A 7,634-nucleotide genomic window follows, 5' to 3' on the forward strand; every position below is an offset into this window, starting at 1 on the left:
CAATTACGCAGAATAATTCGGTACTATTGAACATCAGGACTAGAGTTGTGAGTTTGGTGTGGTAACTCAACTGATGGCTCTAGTCCTCTTATTTTTCAAGTCAATTTCTTATCCGCGATTCAGGTTAGTTTACTTAATTTTTTAGCACCCTCATTATTTAAAAATAAATAACTATAATTCAAGCTATAACCTAATAAAAAATTTTTATTATAGAGATATACAATATCCTCACTCCCATAACCTCCAGAATCCCCATCAACTCTTGCAACAATTACACACTTATTTTTTAAAACCTTATAGACTCCGACTTACATTTCTAAAATAGGACCTCCTTTTTCAACTTCATAATCTTTAGTAAAACTTTGTAATAATTTATATTTAATTTCATAACCATTATATCTATGCTCAAGATTACTTTTTGCTGGCTTTGTTGCATAAATATGTAAGCATCTGATTTAAATAAATTTAATTTTGGATCAAAAAATAATCAAAACTTTTAAAATCATATAGTTATGAAATCTTTGTGCAACAAAGCCCTTATTAACTATCCTATATATTTTAATCTAAATTTTATATAATTTTAAGAAAACAAAAAAATAGATATTATTTTAAAATTATATTTTCAGCTTAATTTTACAGATAAAATTTTCCAATTCATTTAAGGAAGTAAGGATTTAAAAACAATCAAAAATCACATCTTTCAAAAAAAATTTTAATCTTCACTTCATCGCCCTTTAGATTATATTAAAATTTAGATAAAGATATTTCAAGTATTTTTCACGCAATACACCATTAAAAATAAAATATTATTATAAATTTAAAATTTCTAATCACTTAGATTTTCACCCAATAATTACTTTTAATTTTTAGCTATATCTCTTAATTTTTTGAATTCTTAATTCCTAGAAAACCAATAAGTCTATATAACCGTTTGTTGCTTCATTTACTAAACCTATACCGAGGATTTATCCATTCTGTATATGATGCTTGAGCATATGTTTAGCACCTCAAGGGATGGCATTCATGACCGTTTACTGCATTTTGTGACCGCTTTAGATGGCGCTTACTCCTTTGAGCCGAGTGAGGAGTTATTGGAAGAGGTTTTTAAACTATTTATAATTTTCTAAAAATTTTACTCTTTTGTAGTTTTCCTGAGCATAACAATCTATTAAATAAATCGGTGCTTCATGTCCTCCTGCTGCAGCTGAATATTCACAGATACATTTATATTTTCTATTTTTTAACCACAATCTCTGACTTTCTAATAATTTCTCTTTTTTAGTTCCTTTTAATAGTTTCATTCTTTTTTTATATTCTATATTTAATTTTTTATCTGAATCTAAATAACTTCCTGAAACACAATACATTAAGTCTTCTTGCATAGGACTTCCATCTTTACACTCTACCTCTAAGGCATCTGGATATAAGAAATCTTCAGGAGTTACTGCATAAGAATTTAAAGAGATAAATAAAAGATTCAAAATAAATAGTTTACCTATAACATTCACATTTTAATCCTTAAATAACCTGAATCGCGGATAAGAAATTGACTCGAAAAACAGAAGGACTAGAGCCATCAGTTAAGTTACCACACCAAACCTATACTCTAGTCCTGATGTTCAATAGTACCGAATTATTCTACCTAATTGATGACTTTTTTCTTCAATTTGAAGCTACTTATTGGGAGTTTCTCAAACAAAGCCAGCGCTGTATAAGAATTCGACCTGCTCAACTTAGTATCTCAGAAATTGTGTTTATCACCATTTGGTATAAATGCTCTTATTTCAATAATTTCAAAGCATTTTTTTCATGGCTCAAACAGGATAAAGTGCATTTATTTAAAAGTTTACCCTGTTATCAAAGGATAGTGCATCTCATCAATATGCATCAATTGGCATTACATGCTTTACATGTAGCGTTAATGAGAGGTCAACATAGCCAATATCTATGGATTGATTCAACGACTCTTCCGGCGTGTAAAAATCAACGCATTCAACGACATAAATCATTGGCTAAAATAGCAACTCGAGGTAAAAGCTCAATGGGATGGTTTTATGGTTGTAAATTACATGTTGTGATGAATCAATTTGGGGCGATCGCGAGCTCAGTATTATCCAATGGGCATATTGCTGATATAAAAATGGTTGAGCATCTAGTTGTGGGTTTAAAAGTAAAGCTTTATGGAGATCGTGGTTATATCAGCTAAGATTTAAAAAGTAGATTAAAAGACCAAGGTATTGATTTAATTACCTATCATCAAAAGAACATGGAACCCGTCCAACTCTGTACATCAGATGAATATCACTTAAAACAGCGTAATAAAATAGAAACGTTATTCAGTTTATTGAAAGGTCAGTACAATTTAGTGACGAGCAAAGCACGTAGTCTTGATGGATTTTTAAGTGGGATTTACGCATCCTTGTGTGCATATCAACTGATTCATCAGAATAAGCCAACAATTCAAGTTATAGAATAATTGGCTTAAGCAGGATTCGGGTTATTATAAATATAAAATTTCTAATCACTTAGTTTTCTACCTGATAATTACTTTTTAGCTATATCTCTTAATTTTTTGAATTCTTAATTCCTAGAAAACCAATAAATCTATATAACCGTTTCTTGCTTCATTTACTAATCTGGTATCTCTAGCCTTCTTTTACTTAGGACCCCTCCACCAACCAGATGATGTAAAATCTAAAAATACCCACGTCACCCGTACCGTGGTTGAAGATGATGAAGGTGAAGAAATGGAAATTCTGCGTCATTCCCTACCGTATGGGGATGAGCAAGATGACCAAGGCTTATTCTTTATTACCTATACCAAGAATTTAACCATTCTGGATGCTATGCTTGAGCGTATGTTTGGAACCTCAGGAGATGGTATTCATGACCATTTACTGCATTTTTTCACCGTTTTAGATGGTGCTTACTACTTCGCTCCAAGTGAAGAGTTGCTGGAAAAAGTGCTGGAAGGATAATTTATAAAGCCGACGAGAGTCGGCTTTATATTTCAATTTAATAAAAAATTAATAACAATCACGAGCATCCTTCTTGGTATTGCAATTTATCAAGTAATCCATAAGTCACTTCAATTACTTTATCATCAACTAAATAGAATTTCACCCCATACCTTTCATCAAGATCATATTGTAAATAGTAAGTAGCTTCATCATATTCGCTTCTAATTAAAGATAAATCATTAATTTTTGATTTCAATTCTGACGAATTAATTCCTAAAAAAACTGAGTTCAAATATGTTGCTGTTGAAATCTTATTACTAAAAACCAAATAATCAACATCACCATCTTTACTTTCAGCATACAAGCAATTATCAACAATATCAGTATTTTCTATTTTTTTAATTTCACCACTCTTAGAGAATAATTTAAAATCACCACCAATATTCATTTTAGAAAATTCAGATATAATCGTTTTTTTTACTTCATTATTATTACTTAATCCCACTGCCTTATTAGAATTACAAGCTGTTAGAATTAAAATTAAAGAAAAAAACATTAATTTATACATATATTAAATATCCTGAATTTTTGGCACACATGTACCAATATGTAAATGGTGATAATGATTTTTAGCATAACCTGTACCTGGGATCTTAGGTCTTTTTGTATATCCATCTTGGGTATAGAATACAGTAAAACCAAACTTTTTAAATTCATGAACTAAATTTATATTTCTTTGATCATCATAATTACTATTTTGCGTCCAAATAGCCTCTGTCCGATGAGCATTATTTTTTCCTAAGTATCTAAAGTCACAAGCTTCGCCATTTCTATGTGTTACACTAGGTTTCTGTGAACTTCCATCAATTAAACTTGCACCAGAACTTGGATACTCCTCATAACCTAAATTCATGAAGCTACCCAAGATTGCAGCCATTGATATACCATTCAAATAAAATCTTATATTTCCCCCAGTTATAAACCACTTATAACCTAAATTTCCTTTTCTATATAATCCATGCTTTGTAAAGTCGATTAAGTAACAATTTCCAGCAATAATTTCATTACCAGATTTACGCAATGGAGCTTTTATAAATCTTGATTTACCCAAATTATGAGCTGTTCCATTTGCTTCATAAAATATAAACTCAGCATAACCTGTGGCTGCTTTATTTTCTCTCTTAATTTTTCCATCATGATAAATATGATAGCGTGTTATATCACTGGTTGGTGGAGCTTGATTACTGATAGTTGTCAAAGGTTTACCACTATTTTCTGTATAGGTATTTTGCTGTATGGCTTTCGGTTGTTCATGCTTAACTTCGGCAGGTTGTGCTGGAGGTATAGGGCTAGTTGGATTTGATGTTAAAACTGGCTGTTGTTTATTTGATTGAGTCTGGGTCATAACAACCTGTTTTGAAAGTTTTTCAAAGCCCTCATTAATTCGAAAAACTCTCGATGAACTATTATGTATTACCCTTACCTTAGTTAATGATTTACTACCAGCACCAAATCCATATACAAACCCAACTAACATTCTTACAGAAATTTCACCTAAAGAATTTGTTTTCTTGGAAATCTCTCTTCCCCTATAAAACAAAGTTAGGGCTAGGTTTGGTACTAATTTATCGTCCTTTTTTACGATTATTTTGAAACTTTGAACTGGTAATTTAATTTTTATAGTTTGATTAGATAATGATTTTTCAACTTTAAAATGATATATTTTCTGATTTTCAGCTTCTCCTGAAACAGAAACTTCAATATCTTGCCCCACCTCAGCAATTATATTCTGCTTGATACCTTGGCTATTTGCTGTATGTTTTTTTATATTTCCCTTATATGTAAGGAAGAAATTCATATTAGAAATTTTCTTTCCTGTATCACCTTCTACAATTTGAATATTAAAACTAATATCTTTAGTATTCTCAGCAATACTATCTCTTTTAATTTCAGCTAAGTTTTGTTCATTTCTTACTTCTTGAGGTGTCTTAGTTGGTTCAGATTTTGGTTGTGGCGTACTGTTTTCTTCTAAAGTTGCCGGAAATCTTGAAACTTCAAAATTTTGTATAATTCCATATTGTTTCTGATCTTTTTTTTGAATAATAAGATTAGACTCTTTACCATCAGCTGCAATTTTGATCTCAGTCAATGGATGTCTAACAATGACAGGAAGATTTCCATTTTCATCACTTTTTACTTTTACTTTAGTTTCTCCAGAGAAGGACTTTCCTGAATATTTTGAAATAATTGTAACTTCTTTTCTTCTTAATAAGTTTTCATTTTGGTCTTTTAATTGAATATATATTTTTCGATTACAGCATTTTTCTAAATCAAATCCTCCAAAGTCTTGAATATATTTTTTAATATGAGTCCCATTGCCATCAGTTTGCTTTTGACCGGAAAAATTAGCAATACCTAAGAAGGCTCCTAGACCACCAATACCTACTAAATGTATTCCAGCAATCGCTCCAGATTCGTTGATTTCCACTCCTTGGATCGTTCTTCCAAAATGCTCATTTAAATTATTATTTCTTATTTGTTTACAGAGATATTCTATCCATTCTTTGATAACTTCATATTGAACACTAGGACTATTCAAAAAATCAGATTTTGAATTAATATTTCTTTTTCCAGACCACTTCCCGGACCAATTATTTGATGAGAATTGACTTTTCCACCTCCTATACAAAGCAGACTCTCTTTTTACGTTTTTAAGATCCTCATAGGATATCCCCCTATCACCTAGATAATATCCTAAATCGTATAAAGCTGATTCCCCCCATTGAAACAAGCCCATGTAACCATTTGTATTAACTTTTTTAGCACATCTCATATTAATAGGATGACTCAAAGATAAAGATAAATCTGATGATGACTCTTTAAAACTCACTGCAGAGATAAAGCCAGCTAAATTAGTTTCAAATGTTTTTATAGTTCCATCTTTAAATATTATCGTTTTTTTCATTATTATTGCTCTTTATACCAATCATTTTCTCTATATTTTTCCATACTGACAGATGTATTATTTTTTAAATAACTATTAAGTATATATTTTATTTCATGATCTATCCCAACCTGATTACAACTCAAATCAACCGATTGATCTCTACTATTTACTTTTCTAAAGTATGCAAAAGCTGTTTTATCATCATAAATTAGCCAAATATTGTGTCCATATTCCTTATATTCTGCATTATAAATATTATATTGCTTTTTATTATATGAAATTTTTTGACACTGGCCTGTTGACAACCACTGTGCATCGCTTGTTTTAAGCTTTAAATTATCTATTACTTTTAATTGACTTAGACTACTTTTATTTTTCCCGAATTCCCAAATGTGTTCACATTCAACCTCTTCAAGAATCTTTATTTTTTTAATAGGCTGATTCCAATACTGCATGCACTCTTTTGAACTTTCAGCATATAAAATTGAACTACTTATTAGTACACATATAGTTATTATATTTTTCATAATTCCACCATTAAATCCCAAAACTCTTAAAGTCTGCTTCTAAATCATTATCCTCATTCAAATTTTCAGTATTTTTATCATAGTTATCTTCATCATACTCACCACAACATACTTCATCTGGACCTTCAGTTTTATTATGATCTACTTCTTTTTCGATTAGCAGTAATTTATCCGAATCATTATCAGATTTGCCTAATAATAATATTTCGATATTATCAGGATTATCACTAAATATTCTTTCTGTACGTGCATTCTGATCAAGTGTACCTATAAACTCAGTTTTTTTATCTTTGTTTATGACTTTATATTTAAAGCCTCCTGCCAGTAGCTCTTGAGAAATAAGATCTTTAAAATCAAACCGTCTACTAAATATTCCAGTCTCAGGCATCTTCGCTAACTGAGTATTCACATTAGCTCCATTCATAAACAGATGCTGCCCCGCTTTCACCTCAAACTTCCCAGCAGTTGTCGGCAACACACCTAAACCACTAATTTCAATCTGACTTCCTCCAGCCACCAATATAATTTTTTTACTCGCCTTGACTTCAATCCTGTCTTCCGTCGAAATAATTTGCACCCCTTTTCTGGCAATAAGATCTGCACCATCACCCTGTGCCTGAATCTCGACTTTGCCTTTACCGGCATATAAACGTGCACCGTCTTGTGCTGCAAACAGGCTTAGTTTCTGGCTGGCATGTGCAATCAAAGACTGCTGCGTACTGAGGTTAATACTCTCTCCGGCACTGTGACTGATCTGACCATCAGCAGAGAGATGTACATCTTGCTGGCTACTTAAGGCAATAGAGTTTGGTGCGCTAAGAATCATTAAGGCCTGTTTAAAAGCAGCAGCTTTATTTTCATCCTGCTGTTCGATCTGCTCTAAAAAGTTCTTTAAGTTATCGAGAACTTCTAAAGGATTGGTCTGCTGGTTTTTAGCCACTTCACTTAAAGCTTGGGCATTGTTCAGTGAGCCTTCAATCTGGGATTTGGCCTCACTGGTATCAAGATGATTGCCTTCGGCTTGTGCCTGTGGATGGGTCGAAATCAGTAAGCCTTCTCCGGCACGAACTGCCCCCCACTGATCGGTTCTCAGTTCAAAACCTTCACCACGGCCATCACTTTCAGCGCTGGCTTTGGGATGGCTCAAGTTCCCCAGGTTCAGTTGGGTCGCACCATGGCTGCTTTGCAGCTGGGCAGAGA

5 protein-coding genes and 3 pseudogenes are annotated in these 7,634 nt (G+C 32.1%); 3 read left to right on the forward strand and 5 right to left on the reverse strand.

From position 1 onward, the window contains the following. Positions 1 to 953: 953 nt before the first annotated feature. Positions 954 to 1,127, forward strand: a pseudogene (locus tag FTT68_RS13830) (peroxidase); the annotation flags it as partial. Here FTT68_RS13830 and FTT68_RS13835 read toward each other — a convergent pair. Further along, positions 1,110 to 1,508: a lysozyme inhibitor LprI family protein gene (locus tag FTT68_RS13835; protein ID WP_168406747.1), complete on the reverse strand. Its 399-nt coding sequence runs from the start codon at positions 1,506 to 1,508 to the stop codon at positions 1,110 to 1,112. The pseudogene FTT68_RS13830 and the gene FTT68_RS13835 sit on opposite strands and share 18 nt — an antisense overlap. A 107-nt stretch (positions 1,509 to 1,615) precedes the next feature. Between FTT68_RS13835 and FTT68_RS13840 the strand changes: the two are divergent. Both FTT68_RS13840 and FTT68_RS13845 read left to right on the forward strand, forming a co-directional pair. Further along, positions 1,616 to 2,476 (forward strand): annotated as a pseudogene (locus FTT68_RS13840) (IS982 family transposase). Positions 2,477 to 2,681: 205 nt separating this feature from the next. Then, positions 2,682 to 2,978 (forward strand): annotated as a pseudogene (locus FTT68_RS13845) (Dyp-type peroxidase); the annotation flags it as partial. A gap of 58 nt (positions 2,979 to 3,036) precedes the next feature. On the opposite strand, the gene FTT68_RS13850 reads toward FTT68_RS13845, so the two are convergent. From FTT68_RS13850 to FTT68_RS13865, 4 genes are all read right to left on the reverse strand, one after another. After that, entirely contained in the window at positions 3,037 to 3,528 is a 492-nt protein-coding gene (locus FTT68_RS13850; RefSeq protein WP_168369824.1) for a hypothetical protein, read from the reverse strand. 3 nt (positions 3,529 to 3,531) lie between these two features. Then, on the reverse strand, positions 3,532 to 5,925 hold the full coding sequence (locus FTT68_RS13855; RefSeq protein WP_180057457.1) for a hypothetical protein: 2,394 nt from the start codon (positions 5,923 to 5,925) through the stop codon (positions 3,532 to 3,534). Positions 5,926 to 5,927: 2 nt separating this feature from the next. Beyond that, positions 5,928 to 6,434: a hypothetical protein gene (locus tag FTT68_RS13860; RefSeq protein ID WP_168406827.1), complete on the reverse strand. Its 507-nt coding sequence runs from the start codon at positions 6,432 to 6,434 to the stop codon at positions 5,928 to 5,930. 10 nt (positions 6,435 to 6,444) lie between these two features. After that, positions 6,445 to 7,634 (reverse strand): type VI secretion system Vgr family protein (locus tag FTT68_RS13865; protein WP_257229502.1); only part of this gene is annotated, 1,190 nt, incomplete at its 5' end.

Source organism: Acinetobacter sp. Q85-2 (assembly GCF_013420555.1).
In the GTDB taxonomy this organism is placed as follows: Bacteria; Pseudomonadota; Gammaproteobacteria; order Pseudomonadales; family Moraxellaceae; genus Acinetobacter; species Acinetobacter indicus.

What these genes read in the sequence shown, in the direction of transcription:
- FTT68_RS13850 (WP_168369824.1), bottom strand. Translation starts at nt 3,528, where the DNA reads ATGTATAAATTAATGTTTTTTTCTTTAATTTTAATTCTAACAGCTTGT.
- FTT68_RS13855 (WP_180057457.1), bottom strand. Translation starts at nt 5,925, where the DNA reads ATGAAAAAAACGATAATATTTAAAGATGGAACTATAAAAACATTTGAA.
- FTT68_RS13860 (WP_168406827.1), bottom strand. Translation starts at nt 6,434, where the DNA reads ATGAAAAATATAATAACTATATGTGTACTAATAAGTAGTTCAATTTTA.